The 13,925-nt window shown below is 66.1% G+C and carries 15 protein-coding genes; 5 read left to right on the top strand and 10 right to left on the bottom strand.

Annotated features, from left to right (window positions below; translation table 11 throughout):
* Positions 1–4: 4 nt before the first annotated feature.
* On the bottom strand, positions 5–526 hold the full coding sequence (gene tssJ / locus VARPA_RS02925) for a type VI secretion system lipoprotein TssJ (protein WP_013539055.1): 522 nt from the start codon (positions 524–526) through the stop codon (positions 5–7).
* A gap of 71 nt (positions 527–597) precedes the next feature.
* Here tssJ and tssA point away from each other — a divergent pair, with 71 nt between their 5' ends.
* The 5 genes from tssA (at position 598) to VARPA_RS02900 (ending at position 5,091) form a co-directional block, all read left to right on the top strand.
* Positions 598–1,626, top strand: coding sequence for a type VI secretion system protein TssA (gene tssA / locus VARPA_RS02920; RefSeq protein ID WP_013539054.1), 1,029 nt, complete (start codon positions 598–600; stop codon positions 1,624–1,626).
* 66 nt (positions 1,627–1,692) lie between these two features.
* Positions 1,693–2,208, top strand: a complete 516-nt coding sequence (gene tssB / locus VARPA_RS02915; RefSeq protein ID WP_013539053.1) for a type VI secretion system contractile sheath small subunit — start codon at positions 1,693–1,695, stop codon at positions 2,206–2,208.
* Positions 2,209–2,264: 56 nt separating this feature from the next.
* Positions 2,265–3,758 carry a type VI secretion system contractile sheath large subunit gene (tssC, locus tag VARPA_RS02910; protein ID WP_013539052.1) on the top strand — a complete coding sequence of 498 codons (1,494 nt, stop codon included), beginning with the start codon at positions 2,265–2,267 and terminating at the stop codon, positions 3,756–3,758.
* A gap of 137 nt (positions 3,759–3,895) precedes the next feature.
* A complete protein-coding gene (locus tag VARPA_RS02905; RefSeq protein WP_013539051.1) occupies positions 3,896–4,378 on the top strand; it encodes an Hcp family type VI secretion system effector in 483 nt (160 codons plus the stop codon).
* Between the two features lie 116 nt (positions 4,379–4,494).
* Positions 4,495–5,091, top strand: coding sequence for a hypothetical protein (locus VARPA_RS02900; RefSeq protein ID WP_013539050.1), 597 nt, complete (start codon positions 4,495–4,497; stop codon positions 5,089–5,091).
* Here VARPA_RS02900 and VARPA_RS02895 read toward each other — a convergent pair.
* The 9 genes from VARPA_RS02895 to VARPA_RS02860 form a co-directional block, all read right to left on the bottom strand.
* A complete protein-coding gene (locus VARPA_RS02895; RefSeq protein ID WP_013539049.1) occupies positions 5,079–5,888 on the bottom strand; it encodes a PP2C family protein-serine/threonine phosphatase in 810 nt (269 codons plus the stop codon). The two genes, VARPA_RS02900 and VARPA_RS02895, sit on opposite strands and share 13 nt — an antisense overlap.
* A gap of 92 nt (positions 5,889–5,980) precedes the next feature.
* Positions 5,981–7,702, bottom strand: coding sequence for a type VI secretion system-associated FHA domain protein TagH (tagH, locus tag VARPA_RS02890; RefSeq protein WP_013539048.1), 1,722 nt, complete (start codon positions 7,700–7,702; stop codon positions 5,981–5,983).
* Between the two features lie 122 nt (positions 7,703–7,824).
* Positions 7,825–7,977: a hypothetical protein gene (locus VARPA_RS31300; protein ID WP_013539047.1), complete on the bottom strand. Its 153-nt coding sequence runs from the start codon at positions 7,975–7,977 to the stop codon at positions 7,825–7,827.
* 7 nt (positions 7,978–7,984) lie between these two features.
* Positions 7,985–9,253: a TIGR02270 family protein gene (locus tag VARPA_RS02885; protein ID WP_041942752.1), complete on the bottom strand. Its 1,269-nt coding sequence runs from the start codon at positions 9,251–9,253 to the stop codon at positions 7,985–7,987.
* Positions 9,254–9,255: 2 nt separating this feature from the next.
* Entirely contained in the window at positions 9,256–10,158 is a 903-nt protein-coding gene (locus tag VARPA_RS02880) for a hypothetical protein (RefSeq protein WP_013539045.1), read from the bottom strand.
* Between the two features lie 18 nt (positions 10,159–10,176).
* Positions 10,177–11,280 carry a PAAR-like domain-containing protein gene (locus tag VARPA_RS02875; RefSeq protein WP_200861449.1) on the bottom strand — a complete coding sequence of 368 codons (1,104 nt, stop codon included), beginning with the start codon at positions 11,278–11,280 and terminating at the stop codon, positions 10,177–10,179.
* Positions 11,277–12,302: a 3-oxoacyl-ACP synthase gene (locus VARPA_RS02870; RefSeq protein WP_013539043.1), complete on the bottom strand. Its 1,026-nt coding sequence runs from the start codon at positions 12,300–12,302 to the stop codon at positions 11,277–11,279. The genes VARPA_RS02875 and VARPA_RS02870 overlap by 4 nt, the downstream gene beginning before the upstream one ends.
* Before the next feature lie 3 nt (positions 12,303–12,305).
* A complete protein-coding gene (locus tag VARPA_RS02865; RefSeq protein ID WP_013539042.1) occupies positions 12,306–13,403 on the bottom strand; it encodes a DUF2169 family type VI secretion system accessory protein in 1,098 nt (365 codons plus the stop codon).
* A gap of 24 nt (positions 13,404–13,427) precedes the next feature.
* Entirely contained in the window at positions 13,428–13,910 is a 483-nt protein-coding gene (locus VARPA_RS02860) for a DUF6484 domain-containing protein (protein WP_013539041.1), read from the bottom strand.
* Between the last annotated feature and the right edge of the window lie 15 nt (positions 13,911–13,925).

Here is a 13,925-nt window from a genome sequence, read left to right as displayed (position 1 = left end):
GTCCTTACTTGGCGTCTACACGGATCTGGCGCGCGCCGAAGTTGACCGTGAGCGTCTGCGGCTTGCCCGTGGTCACCGGCACCACTTCGCGCCAGCGCGCGCGGTCGAGGTCGCGGAAGGCCGCCATCACCGCGATGGACTTGGCATCGGCCGGCAGCGTGAGGTCGAGCTTCTTGGTTTCGCCGGGGCGCAGCAGCATTTCTTCGCGCTGCACGAGCTCGGCGCCGAGCGTGGCCTGGTCCTTCTCGAACAGCGAGAAGAAGTCCGCGCCCTCGAAGGGACCGGGCGACTTGAGCGCATACACGCGCACCGTGAGCGGCGATGCGCGGCCGCGCGCATCGGGGTTGGCATCGGCGCCGGCCACGAGCGTGATGCTCACCGGCGTGACCACCGGTTTGCTCGCGCAGCCGGCGAGGGTAAGCCCTGCCAGACCCGCAATTGCGAGCCCGAGACCCGCCACACGGCGCCGCGTTACCGCAGCGAAGAAGCCTTCATAGGACGAATGGTGTGTACCCAGCGTGCGCATGCTATTCCCTTCGTTGCATTGACCGGTCCTGACGCATCTTTGATTATCACCAGCGAACTCGAACAGGCAACATGCTGACTCACGAACTTGTCGAAGCACTGCTCACGCCCATTGGCGAGGCATCGCCATGCGGGGACGATCTGGAGTACGACGCGGACTTCACCGCGCTCACCACGTCCGCGCAGGGCAAACCCGAACAACAGTTCGGCGACACCGTCATCCCGGCGGTGGAGCCGGAGTGGCGCCAGGTGGCCGAGCAGTCCGATGCGCTCCTGCGCCGCAGCAAGGACGTGCGCCCCGCGGTGCTGCTGCTGCGCGCATCGACGCGCCTGCAGGGCATCACCGGCTTCGTCGCCGGGCTCGAGCTGCTCACCGGCCTGCTCGACAAATTCTGGGAAGGCATACATCCAAAGCTCGATGCCGACGACGACAACGACCCGACCATGCGCCTGAACGCGCTGGCACCGCTGGGCGACGAGGCGATGGTGCTGAAGGACCTGTACGACGCGCAGGTGGGCGTGGCCCCGGGCGTGGGCGCGATCCGCGTGCGCGACATCGCGGTGGCCAACAACGCATTGAATGCAATCGGCGGCGACGCCACCTATTCGCCGGCGCAGATCCAGGGCGGCCTCGAAGCGCTGCATGCCGAACGGCCCGAACTGATCCAGGCTGCCATCGGCGTGCCCGGCCTGGTCGAGAAGCTGCAGGCGCTCTTGGTCGAGCGCACCGGCCGTGCCGACGTGATCGACCTGGCGCCGCTGCGCAGCATCGGCCGCATGCTGCAGAAGGCCTGCAGCGCGGCCATCGGCGCACCCGATGAAGCCGTGGCCGACGGCGCTGAAGGCGACGGCACCCAAGCCGGCGGCGCACCACGTGCCGCCGCCGCGCGCGGCGAAATCCAGAGCCGCCAGGACGCACTGCAGACGCTGGACCGCGTGATCCGTTTTCTCGAACAGACCGAGCCCGGCAATCCCGCGCCGCTCCTGATCGACCGCGCCAAGAAGCTCATCGGCGTGAGCTTTCTCGAAATCATGGCCAACCTCGCGCCCGGCGCGCTGGACACGATCGAGAACGTGACCGGCAAGCGTTCGTCCGAATAGCCGCCGCCTCCCCCTTTTTTTCCTGTTGATCCAACCGCCCCATTTACCCCCGCAAGGAGCATCGCCATGGCCAAGAGCAGTCAGAAATTCATCGCCCGCAACCGGGCGCCACGCGTGCAGATCGAATACGACGTCGAACTCTACGGCGCCGAGAAGAAGATCCAGCTGCCCTTCGTGATGGGGGTGCTGGCCGACCTGTCGGGCAAGCCCACCGATCCGCTCGCGCCCGTGGCCGATCGCAAGTTCCTCGAGATCGACGTCGACAACTTCGACTCGCGCATGAAGGCCATGAAGCCGCGCGCCGCGTTCGCGGTGGAGAACTCGCTCACCGGCGAAGGCGAACTCAAGGTCGAACTGACCTTCGAGAACATGGAAGATTTTTCCCCCGCGGCCGTCGCCAAGAAGGTCGGTGCGCTCAACAAGCTGCTCGAAGCACGCACGCAGCTGTCCAACCTGGTGACCTACATGGACGGCAAGAACGGCGCCGAGGAACTGCTGGCCAAGGTGCTGGAAGACCCGGCCCTCCTGCAGTCGCTGGCGGCTACCGCCAAGCCCGAGGACGGCAGCAAGCCGGCCGCCTGATACCCACACACAAACGCCCCAACGCCTGACCTACCGGTACACGAGGAGAAACCACCATGGCCGAAGCACTCGAGCAGAGCGCACTCAAGGACGTTGCCTATGCGGGCAGCGACTTTTCGTCGCTCCTTCAAAAGGAATTCAAGCCGCGCAGCGACGAAGCCAAGAGCGCCGTCGAAGCCGCCGTGCTCACGCTCGCGCAGCAGGCGCTGAGCAACAGCACCGTCATCGGCAAGGATGTGACCAAGTCGATCCAGGCCATGATCGCCGCGATCGACGCGAAGCTCACCGAGCAGGTCAACAAGATCATTCACCACCCCGACTACCAGAAGCTCGAGAGTGCGTGGCGCGGCCTGCACTACATGGTGAACAACACCGAGACCGACGAGCACCTGAAGATCCGGGTGATGGACATCTCGAAGACGGACCTCGCCAAGAGCCTGAAGAAGTTCAAGGGCGCGGCGTGGGACCAGAGCCCGATGTTCAAGAAGATCTACGAACAGGAATACGGTCAGTTCGGCGGCGAGCCCTTCGGCGCGCTGGTGGGCGACTACCACTTCGACCAGAGCCCGCCCGACATCGAGCTGCTCGGCGAGATGTCCAAGATCGCGGCCTCGGCGCATGCGCCCTTCATCACCGGCGCGAGCCCCAACCTGATGCAGATGGAGTCATGGCAGGAGCTCGCGAACCCGCGCGACCTGACCAAGATCTTCCTCACGCCCGAGTACGCCGGCTGGCGGTCGCTGCGGGATTCAGACGACGCCAAGTACCTGGGCCTGTGCATGCCGCGCTTTCTTGCGCGCACGCCCTACGGCGCCAACACCAACCCGGTGGAGGAGTTCGACTTCGAGGAAGACACCGCCGGCGCCGACCACAGCAAGTACGCCTGGGCCAACGCCGCGTATGCGATGGCGACCAACATCAACCGCTCGTACAAGCTCTACGGCTGGGGTTCGCGCATCCGCGGCATCGAGTCGGGCGGCGCGGTGGAAAACCTGCCGCTGCACACCTTCCCGAGCGACGACGGCGGCGTGGACCAGAAGTGCCCGACCGAAATCGCCATCAGCGACCGGCGCGAAGCCGAGCTCTCCAAGGCCGGCCTGCTCTCGCTGATTCACCGCAAGAACTCCGACTTCGCGGCCTTCATCGGTGCGCAATCGCTGCACAAGCCGGCCGAGTACGACGACCCGGACGCGACGGCCAACGCCAACCTCGCGGCGCGCCTGCCCTACCTCTTTGCCTGCAACCGCTTTGCGCACTACCTGAAGTGCATCGTGCGCGACAAGGTCGGCAGCTTCAAGGAGCGCGACGACATGCAGCGCTGGCTCAACAAATGGATCATGAATTACGTGGACGGCGATCCCGTCAACTCGTCCGAGGAGACCAAGGCCCGCAAGCCCCTGGCCGCGGCCGAGGTGGTGGTGGAAGAGGTCGAGGGCAACCCCGGCTACTACACCTCCAAGTTCTTCCTGCGCCCGCACTACCAGCTCGAAGGCCTCACGGTGTCGCTGCGGCTGGTGTCCAAGCTGCCCTCGGCCAAGGGCGGCAAGTAACGAAGGCATATGCCTTCGGAGGGTCTTTGAAAAAACGGCCCTCCGCTCGTTCTCCTGATAGCTCCCGGGCACCAACGCTTAGGCACCGCACGGAAGCCCTTTTTCCCTGACTCACACACAACTGAAAGGTAAGCATCATGGCTGCAGACATGTTTTTGAAGCTCGAAGGCGTCGACGGCGAATCCAAGGACGATTCGCACAAGAAGGAAATCGACGTTCTCGCCTGGAGCTGGGGTGCCAGCCAGTCCGGCACCGGCCACGTGGGCGGCGGCTCGGGCGCCGGCAAGGTGAGCGTGCAGGACGTTTCGATCACCAAGTACGTCGACTCTTCCTCGCACCTGCTGCTCCTGGATTGCTGCAATGGCCAGCACATCAAGAAGGGCACGCTGGTGGTGCGCAAGGCCGGCGCCACGCCGCTCGAATACGTCAAGCTCACGATGGAAGACATCCTGGTGAGCAGCATCCAGACCGGCGGCAGCGGCGGTGAAGACCGCCTGACCGAGACCCTGACGCTGAACTTCTCCAAGTTCAAGTACGAGTACACGCCCCAGAAGGCCGACGGTTCCGGCGACGGCACCAAGGAAACGGGCTGGGACATCGCAGCCAACAAGAAGGTCTGAGGGCCCGTCCCTCCCCGCCCAGCCAGGCAGCCCGGCAGAGCTGCCTGGCTTTGCTTTGTGCGCACCCGGATGCGACCGCCTGGCCGGCATGAGAAACAACTCCCAAGGAGAGATTCATGCAAGTCAAGAAAACGCCATTCGCCTGGAACCAGGCAGCAGCCTACGACTTCCCGACCTTCTGGAGCACGCTGCAGCGCGTGCACCCCCAGGATCACCCGGTCTCCTACTTCATGATTGCCGTGATCTGTTTCGAGGAAACGGGCTTCTGCAACATCCAGCAGGCAGAGACTCCCAGCGGCCTGGGCGTCGGCTTCGGCCAGCTCGAGGTGAAGAACCCCGAGAAGGTGGCCTTCTACGAATGGGCCGGCGTGGAGACCAACTACCACGAACTCGCCCGGCACATGCTGCGCGACCGCGAATTCTCGCTCGGGCTGCATTGCCAGTTCTTTCAATACCTCACCGAAGAACGCGGCCTGCGGCTGGATGGATGCCTGTCGGCGCAGGTGGGCAGGCACCTGCAGTACAAACCGCTGTTCAGGACGGGCGCCAGCATGCTCGAATCGGCCTTCGAAGCGAACGATCGCGACGCCTACATCCGTGCGCTCAACTACGCACGCTCGAACAGCGCCAAGAAGAACGGAATTCCGGAGAGCCTCTTCAAGGACTACTGGGAGTTCATTCTTCCGCAGAGCTGGTTCGACTATGGGTTCTGATCGTCCCTTGCCTGCGGCATCGGCTCGGGCATCAACCGCGTGGCGTCATCGTCGTTCTCGTCGGGCATCACCCACAGCGTGAGCGCGGTGTAGTTGTCGTGGCCCGGCTTGGCGCGCGCCTTGATCTGCGTGTCGAGCTGCTCGGTCCACTGACTGGGCGTGCGCGAAGCATGCAGCGTATCGACCAGGCACTCGTCGCCCAGCGGCTCCCACACGCCATCGCTGCACAACAGCAGCACATCGCCCGGCATGAGGCGCATGCGGTCGGACACCGCGATGTCTGGCGCCTCCTCGATCGAACCCAGTGCCGAGAGCAGCATGTTGCGCTGCGGATGCAGGCGCGCGCCCTCCTCGTCGAGCATGCCGCCGGCGACCATCTGCTGCACCAGGCTGTGATCGGTGGTGCGCGCCACGATGGCGCCGCCGCGAAAAAGGTAGGCGCGGCTGTCGCCGCTGTGCACCCAGGCGAGCGCCTGGTTCTCGAGATCGATCGCCGCGAAGACGACGGTGGAGCGCATGCCCGCGAGCTTGCCACCTTCGGCCTGGCGCGCCACCACGTCGCGGTTGGCCTGCTCGACCAGCGTGCGCAGCGTGATCTCGTCCAGCCCCGGCGCCGCCGAGAAGCCGCCCAGCACGCTGCTGCGCGCCGTGGCTGCCGCCACATCGCCGCCGCCATGACCGCCCGCGCCGTCGGCCACCAGGCAGGCGACATAGCGCTCGTCATGCCAGTGGCCATGGACGTCCTCGTTGTAGGTGCGGCCGCCCTGTCGGGACAACGTGACGATTTCGATTTCCAAGCGGGGTGCCTCGCGATGGCTGGTGTTGTTGTGGTGGTGGCTTCGACCGAGGTCGTCGTTCTGCTGCTTCTTGCTTTTCTTCTACTGCGTCGTCACTGTCCGTCGGACTTCAGGCGCGCCATCTGCTCTTCGTAGGCTTCGAGAAACGCCTTGCCGAAGAGGTTGTGGAAATCGTCTTCCGCCTCGCTCGCGATGCCGCCGTAGAGCGCGACGAACTGGTCCCAGAGCTTGGCCTTGCGGTTGGCCGCGAAGATGGCGTCGAGCGCCGACTTCGCGCTGATCTTCTTCTCGAGCTCTTCAGGCGCGAAGCGCGTGATGACGTGCGCGAGCGCTGCGCGCATGCCCACCATCACGCCGAACTGGTGGGCGCGCAGGTCGTTGAAGGCATCGCGCATCGCGGCCTCCGGCGGCATGAAGCCGCGCACGCCGGGCCCGAGCAGGTGCGCGAGCGCCACTTCCACCGTGGGCGAGAACTTCAATGGGTTGTTGGCCTGTGCCGCGATCATCGTGACCTCGGCGCGCACCTCGCGCTTGAACTCCTGGCGCGTGAGCAGCAACTGCAGCGTGCCCTCGGTGGCGCTGCGCAGCATCGAGCCGATGCGCTCCATGAGGCCGGGCGTGAGCATCTCGGGCGGCTGGTGCGTGCTGGCGAGGCCGCGCAGAAAGGCGGCGAGCAGTTCGTCGTCGGAGGCCGTGCGCTCGGCGCGCGGCGCGGCCGGTGCGGACGCGCGTTGAGCGGGCGGCGGCGGTGGCGACGGCAGCGGAGGCAGCGGCTCCAATGGCCTGTTGCCCACCTCGGGGCCGCTGATGCGGATCGGCTGGCCCGTGATGTCGTCGAACTGCGGCAGCACTTCCGCAGGCGCTGCGGCCACCGGCGCGGGCGCAGGTGGTGGCGAAGGCGGCGGAGGAGGTGGTGGTGGAGGCGGAGACGTCACCGCCTTCGGCGGCGTGAAGCCGAACTGGTCGATCGGCAAGTGATCGGAGCGCGGTGTCGGCGTGGACGGTGCCGCGCTCTGCAATGCGGCCAGCGGGTCCGCGGAGGAGGCCGTGTTCGGCTGCAGCAGCGGATCGGCCAGCGGCGACAGCGCGAGCGGATCGCCGCCGATGCCGCCGCCGCTGTTCATGCCGCCGAAGAGATCGTCGATGTCCGATGCCTTGCCATGCGCGGGCGGCGCGCCGAGGTCCGAGAAATCGTCGAGCGCGCCGAGGCCCGCGGCCGGCGCGAAACTCGGCGTGGGCCCGAGCAGGTTGGCGAACGGATCGACCTGCGCGGCCTGCGCATTGCGGGAGCCGGTGGCCATCGGGTCGGGGAAGAGCAGCGAATCGGCGCTGGCGGGAGCGGGCGCCTTGACTGCACTGGACGCGGCCGGCGCGGGTGCCGGCGGCGAGCCGAGCCCCGCGAGCAGATCCGCGAACGGATCGTCGCCGCCGCCACCTGCCGATGCGGCGGCGGGCGCCGACATGATGGTGTTGGGAATCGCCAGCGACGGCGGAGCCGCCGCGGCCGTCATCTTCACGCTGAGTTCGAAGCTGCCGACCACCAGCCGCGCGCCGTCGGTAAGCGCGGCCTCCTTGCCGGACCCCAGCGACACACCGTTGCATTGCATCGGGTTGCTGCCCCGGTCGATGACGAAGTACTGGCCATCGCGGCACAGCACCTGGGCATGCACGCGCGACACAGTGCGGTCGGGATCGTCGAGCACCAGCGTGTTCGTGTCGGCCCGGCCGATGGTTCCCCCGTTGGGCCCGAAATCGGCGGCGATGGGCTGCCCCGCCGGAGCGCCTTGCCGGGTGATGACAGCGATATGGATCATGAATCGGCCCCCGAGGCTCTAGGCCCTTCTATGTCCGGACAAAGCCCGGGCGCGCAAGGCGTGCGCGGGCGAAAAAACTCAGAAGGAGTATTCATTCCGTGGGGCACGTTGGCAATCTCGCCTTAAGAGGTATGCCATTGCAGCCAGGCTGCGACGGTGATGAAGATGAACGCGATGAGGAGCCATGTGCGGGTGGCGCCGCCCCTTTTCCTGTACGCCAGCGCCGCCGCGAGGAAGACGACGGCGAGCGCGGCAAGAATGTGTTTCGCGGCCATCGAAGCTTCAGGCATCCACCATCTGCGCGAGCCATTGCGACTGCCGCCATGCGGGAGCGTTCGTGGGAAAGAGCAGGGTGCCGGGGACGAGCAGGCACAGGTGTTCGGCCGCGGCGATGCGCTGACGTTGAAAGCCGCTTCGCAGCACCTGCATGCAATGGCTCCAGGAGGGCGGCGCGCCCATGAAGAAGCGCGTTCCGGGCGAGAAGTCCTGCGCATTCCCCGACCACCATGTCCGGATGCGCTCCGGCTCTGGCCACGGCAGGCCTTCGTCCTCGTCCATGGCGACGTCGTCGTTTTCGGGGTCATCGTCGGGACCTGCTGCAACATCACCGGGCGGCTTGCGCTCCAGGTCAAGGGCCGCCAGATCGAGTCCGGTGATCATGCTGAACGACTCTCCGGCCAGCCGTCCGAGTTGCGGACTGCCCATCTGCTCGATCAGCCAGGGAACGGACTGCGGGTCGCCCAGGGTGCCCGCCCCGCGGATCGCCATGCGCAGGTCATCGGGACTGTCCAGCAGCGCCTTGAGAAATGGCGCAGCCTGCGCGAACGTCGCAAGCCTGAACAGCAGATCGAACGCCGGTGCGCGATACGGCCCCTCTTCCTGCGTCAAGGCGCTCAACGCTTCGACGGCGGCTCCCCGGTCGCCGAGCCGTACCGACGACTGCGCGGCCTGAAAACGGCAAGCCATGTCCGCGTCGCCGAGGCCTGCCAGGCAATCCGCCAGCAGTCCGGTGCGGCCGCAGGCGCCGGCCGCTTGGTAGGCCTGGGCACGCAACGGCGCTTCCACGGCCCCGATCGCGCGCTCCAACACCACGCCGGGGTCCACAAGATGGGCGGGGCACAGGGTCAACCCGATCTGGCGACGGAACGAACTGGGCGAATCCAGCAGTTGCGCCACCAGGCCTCGAAGCTGCGCTGCATCGGCCCAGCAGAATGCGAGGACGACTCCTGTCCGCAGCGCGTCCGCGGCCTCGGCTGCCGCCAGCAGGCGATCGATTCTTTCCATGTCCCGATGCGCAATCGCGAGCGCCGCGGCCACAAAGGACTCTCCGGTGCCCGCCCGCGCCATCGCGTGCTCGCTCGCGTGCATGCCGAACTCTCCGGCCACGAAAAGCCCGTCCAGATGCGCCGCCAGCCGTTCGTCGAGCCGGCCGAGCTGATGCAGCTTCACCTGAGGCGCCTCGACCAGCCCGGCCCGGGTGTTCGCCAGCACCGCGCCGTCTTCGCAATGCTGCAGAACCACCACGGGCACCGGAGGGCGTTGCGTTGCCATGCTCATGCGATGCGCGACCAGCGCACGCCGTCGAAAGCCATCAGGTCCTTCGCGCCGATCGACCACAAGACGCCGTTGGCCGCGCTGAGTCGGTAGGTGGTCTTTGGCGGATCTGCCCCGAAGTCGACCGGCTCGAGCAGGTCGTCCACCAGCCGGTAGAGGCCGGACAGTGTCGACACGTAGAGCTGGCCACCGAACCAGGCCAGGCCCCAGATGTCTTTTTTCATGTCCTGCGGCAGGACCTCCCACATCGCACCGCGGCCCCGGATCAGCACGCCGCGATGCCCCGCCGCATGCACATCGCCGTGCTCAGAGCAGTGCACGGACGTCAGCACCGTGTTCACGCCCACATCGAGTGGCTCCCAGACCTGGTTCACACGGGCCCACGCTTGTCCGCCGAAACCCACCGCATAGAGTTCGTCGTCACTGAAGCCGTCCAGGGCTTCGATGTCGAAGCTTTCAGGCAAGCCTTCGTCGATCCGCGCCCACCGATTCGGCCCGTCCAGCCGAAACACCATGCCTTCGAATCCCACTGCGTAGGCACGTCCGTCGATTGCGACGACGGATCTCAGATCGCCGAAACGCGGACTGGATCGCGCCGGCGATGCATCGCGAAACAGATTGCTCACGGCAATGCCCGAAGGCGTCTCCACCGAGTAGACGCCGCTGGCCGACACCTTGACCACGCCGTATTCGGGCCGCTCGACGATGCACAGCGCGATGGCGCTGTACTTCGCGCGCCCCGCATTGAAGACGCCGCTTTTCCAGCGAAACGAGATGGTGTGGTCCACGTCGGCCGCCGCCAGTTTCGGGTCGCAGGCAAGCACGAAGCCGAGCGCCGGGTCCCGGACCACCGCCGCGCGTACAAGCAGGCCGGCGAGCGGCGACGATTCATTCGAGGCCATGGAAATCTCCGTTCGGCATCACACGCCTGTTCCTTCTTCGATCTCGTCCGCGCCGGCGGTTGTCGGCCGGACCCTGTCGTTCTTGTTGAGCCCCATCTCCGACTTGTGCCCGTTGCGCACCTGCTCTTCGATGCAGTCCTTCGGACACTCCGGCATGACTTCATGGACCGACTGTGCGCCCGTCGATTCCGCATCGCTCAGGTTCCAGCGCGACTCCGTCGGAATCGCCGTCCCCAGCTCGACGCCCATCGCGCGTCGCGTCTTGGTGTTCGTCTTGGCGTGGATCTCGGCATGCTTGCCTTCGCCGGAGTGGCTGTTGCCATCGACGCAGATGCACGGCGCCTTGCCGGCGTTGTAGGTTCCTCCGGAGCGCAGGTCGATCAGCCCGCCGCCCATGCTCGGAACCTCGCTGAACTGGGACTTGGGGACGATGTGGTGCGGCGTCGGCTGCTCGCCCCCTTCGGGGCAGCAATTGTTGGGCGAGTAAGGGGACACCACGCAGGTCATCGCCGCCTTGCAATCATCGTCGGCGCACATGGCATCCATCGATTCCTTGCGCTTGACTTCGCCACCCTTGGTAAAGGCGACGAAGTTCTTCGGCTTCCTCTGCGTGCCCACGCAGTGCTGCTTGACCTTGCGCGCCACCGAGGCACACGGACCGCCGCCGGCACCACCGGCGAAGGCCGCCTCGTCGAGGTAGGGCCAGGTCGGTGAGTTGCCGGGAAACGATGCGTGGTTGTGCGTCGTGATGTCGACATTCCGCACCACGTTCTCGCCCTCCACCTTCACATCCATCGACCAGGCATTGAAGTAGACCTTGCCCATGTTCTTGCTGGTGACCACGCCCTTCTTGGGCGCGCACCCGGCTTCGTCGCCCGAGCTCTTCTTGAAGTAGGACTTGTTCTTCAGCATGACCTCCTGGCCCGAGATCTTCACTGTGCTCGATCCGTCGGTCGTGTCCGTCGCCAGGCCCGTGTTGGGATAGGGAATCGGAACACCCGGCGGCGTGGCCGGCGTCTGGGGCGGCGTCATGCACACATCCGGAAATGCGCAGATGGACTTGCCGTCCGCGGCCTTGCACGACACCTCCATGTTGTTGGCGTAGACCTGATTGCCCATCATCGTGCTCCGAAGCTCAGGACCGCTGCGGCGCGCTGCCCGGCGTCGCTGGCCATGTGGACAAGGATGTTCGCGCCCGGCGCATAGCCCTTGCGACAAGCCGCTTCGGCAACGACGAACAGAACGGCGCCCGACAACGCGCCGGCCTCGCCGCAGCACTCGGCCGGATGCCAGATGTCGAACGCGTCCTTTCGCCGGCGCAGCGTTCGCGACAACGCCAGCGCAGCCTCCTTGAAGTAGTACTGCTCGCCTGAAACGTCGGCAATGCGGAAATCGAGCTCATGCATTTCACGGCCCGCATCGGCCAGCGCGTTCTTGATGGCCCGGCTCAGTCCTTCGGCGCGCAGCGGCTCGTCGGATTCCACGTGCGACTGTTCCACGCCGAAGCCCAGTCCGCTGCACGACAACGACGGGCCATCGCCCGGCGGGCCCACCAGAAGCGCCGCAGCGCCCTCCCCTGCAATGAAGCCGTTCGAATTCTCGGACGTCAGCAGCCGGGCGTTCTGCTCGTAGTGCGAGAGCGTCGGCCAACTCAGCAAACTGTCGACCGCCACGATCAGCACGCACGGAACACCTCTCCCGGAGATCAGCCTGCGCGCCTTGTCCAGGGCGACGGCCACACCCACGCGGCCGTGCGCGATGAGCTCGGAGTCTTCGGAAAACCGGGCGCCGAGCATCTGCTGCATGTCGATGAACAGCCGTTCCTCGATGCCTTCCACGCGGCCCGGCCGTTCGGGCTCGGCCACGCACAGCAACAAGGGAATGCGCGTCCAATGGTCCGGCGCGATGTCCTCGAGGCACTCCTCGACAACCATCGCCGCCATGCGGGTGAGCTTCGCCAGGCCGCGCAACGGCAGCTCGAGCGGCACCTGATGCACCGTGATCCATTCGCCGGCCGCATCGACGAACCGCGTCTCGGTGGGGTTCGTCAGCTTGCTGCGAATGGCTGCGCAGGCCGCCGGCGCGGACAACCCCACGCTGCTCACGAGACCGGTGCGCTGAATGGCGATCTGTTGCAGGGACATGGCTCAGGCCGGCACCATCACGACCGGAATCGGAAACACCACGTTGTCCCGCTGCTGCCACCATTCCTTGCCCTTCTTGCCGACAAGCACCTGTGCGATCTCGAACATGTTTCTTTTCAGCGGGCGCGCAAGCCGCCAGGTCAGGCTGAAGCGCCGGGCGTCCGGCTCGATCACGACCGTGTCCAGCGTTGCATTCCAGTCCTCGCGCTCGCCGCGCTTGGGAAACACATGCACAGGGGCAACCAGATGTGGAATGGTGAAGCGCGTCAAGCCCTCAGGCGTGAGGTTGGCGAGCAGCACATCCACCGGCCCGTTGCCGAAGTCTTCGAGCGGCATCTGCTGGTCCGCCGGTGCGGCCTGGAAATACTGCTCATCGAAATCCGGTGGCAGGAACGGGAAGTGGTCTTCAAGCCAGGCTTCGTCGTAGGTGCCCGCGAACCGATGGCGCGGCGCCCATCCGCGCCCCACGGGCCCGAACGCCATCGGCCGGTAGTCGCCACCGGGGTCGCGCACCGCCCGGTCGATTTCTTCCGTGCACGGCAACGGGGTTCCTTCGACCCAGGCGGCCTTGATATGCCTGTGGAACCCTCGACCCACGGGGTTCTGCATGAAAGCCGCGTGCTGCGAAGCGTCCTCGTGAAACAGGTCGGTGCCGCCGAATGCGACGTCGTACGAAATCGGCTGCCGCACGAACATCCCTGGAGGCGTTGCACTGGCACTCGCCAGGCCGCACTCCCAGTGCCGTGGCCCGATCACCGCCATCGTCTTGTGCCAGTTGCCGACGCGCACGCCGACCTCGACGCGCGTGCAGGGCTTCCCGTGCGGCGCGTACGCACTTCCCAGCAACAGGATGTCGCAGCGTGCCTTGCGCGGCGCAAAGTCCACCTCGTACTCAGGCGCCGAGTAACCCGGGTCCCCCGTGAAGGTATCGGCCATCACCAGAGGCAGCTGCTCCTCGTGCAGCGCGAAATGTCCTTCGGGCTCACCGGGCATCGGGAAGCGGAACGTCCCCTTGACGACCACCACCAGCAGTTCGCGTCCGCCGGGCTCCAGGCCCATGTTGCAGCCGGCAACCATGCGAGTGGCATTGACCAGTTCCATGATGTGTCGCTCGCTCGTTGCCAGTCAGTTCAGTTGCACCGACCCGCCCTTGACGCGGTTCACGCCTGTGGACCGGCTCGACACGTAGCTGCCCTGGATCAGTACCTTGCCCGCCTTGGTCAATGTGATGCTGGCCTTTCCGCATCGCAGCACCAGTTGCTCACGCGCACCGATCAACATCCGTTCGCCGTCCGCATCGACCTCCACCTGTGCATGCGAACCCGGCAAGGTCTCGCGCTGGCCGGTTCGCAAGACCCCCATCACGATCGGGCGCCCCGGATCGGCCTCCTCGAACATCAGCACCACGTCGCAACCGATGTGCGCGCCGTGAAGATCCACCACTGTGCGTGCACGAACCGCGGCTGCGTTCGCCCGCCCCGCGATCCGCACGATGGGGGCGCTGCCCTCGTCTGCCAGCGCCAGCAGTTCGCCGGTCGCGACGGCATTCCAGGGTGCAAGGGCCACCTCTTCCTTCAACTGCGCTTCGATCAGATCTCTGCCGCTCATGGTGTGTGCTCCGTC

Origin of the sequence: Variovorax paradoxus EPS (genome assembly GCF_000184745.1) — a bacterium.
Classification (GTDB): domain Bacteria; phylum Pseudomonadota; class Gammaproteobacteria; order Burkholderiales; family Burkholderiaceae_C; genus Variovorax; species Variovorax paradoxus_C.
The sequence above is the reverse complement of the archived record's forward strand: the minus strand, read 5'-3'. Positions and strand labels throughout refer to the sequence as shown.

What these genes read in the sequence shown, in the direction of transcription:
- tssJ (WP_013539055.1), bottom strand. Translation starts at nt 526, where the DNA reads ATGCGCACGCTGGGTACACACCATTCGTCCTATGAAGGCTTCTTCGCT.
- tssA (WP_013539054.1), top strand. Translation starts at nt 598, where the DNA reads ATGCTGACTCACGAACTTGTCGAAGCACTGCTCACGCCCATTGGCGAG.
- tssB (WP_013539053.1), top strand. Translation starts at nt 1,693, where the DNA reads ATGGCCAAGAGCAGTCAGAAATTCATCGCCCGCAACCGGGCGCCACGC.
- tssC (WP_013539052.1), top strand. Translation starts at nt 2,265, where the DNA reads ATGGCCGAAGCACTCGAGCAGAGCGCACTCAAGGACGTTGCCTATGCG.
- VARPA_RS02905 (WP_013539051.1), top strand. Translation starts at nt 3,896, where the DNA reads ATGGCTGCAGACATGTTTTTGAAGCTCGAAGGCGTCGACGGCGAATCC.
- VARPA_RS02900 (WP_013539050.1), top strand. Translation starts at nt 4,495, where the DNA reads ATGCAAGTCAAGAAAACGCCATTCGCCTGGAACCAGGCAGCAGCCTAC.
- tagH (WP_013539048.1), bottom strand. Translation starts at nt 7,702, where the DNA reads ATGATCCATATCGCTGTCATCACCCGGCAAGGCGCTCCGGCGGGGCAG.
- VARPA_RS31300 (WP_013539047.1), bottom strand. Translation starts at nt 7,977, where the DNA reads ATGGCCGCGAAACACATTCTTGCCGCGCTCGCCGTCGTCTTCCTCGCG.
- VARPA_RS02885 (WP_041942752.1), bottom strand. Translation starts at nt 9,253, where the DNA reads ATGGCAACGCAACGCCCTCCGGTGCCCGTGGTGGTTCTGCAGCATTGC.
- VARPA_RS02880 (WP_013539045.1), bottom strand. Translation starts at nt 10,158, where the DNA reads ATGGCCTCGAATGAATCGTCGCCGCTCGCCGGCCTGCTTGTACGCGCG.
- VARPA_RS02875 (WP_200861449.1), bottom strand. Translation starts at nt 11,280, where the DNA reads ATGATGGGCAATCAGGTCTACGCCAACAACATGGAGGTGTCGTGCAAG.
- VARPA_RS02870 (WP_013539043.1), bottom strand. Translation starts at nt 12,302, where the DNA reads ATGTCCCTGCAACAGATCGCCATTCAGCGCACCGGTCTCGTGAGCAGC.
- VARPA_RS02865 (WP_013539042.1), bottom strand. Translation starts at nt 13,403, where the DNA reads ATGGAACTGGTCAATGCCACTCGCATGGTTGCCGGCTGCAACATGGGC.
- VARPA_RS02860 (WP_013539041.1), bottom strand. Translation starts at nt 13,910, where the DNA reads ATGAGCGGCAGAGATCTGATCGAAGCGCAGTTGAAGGAAGAGGTGGCC.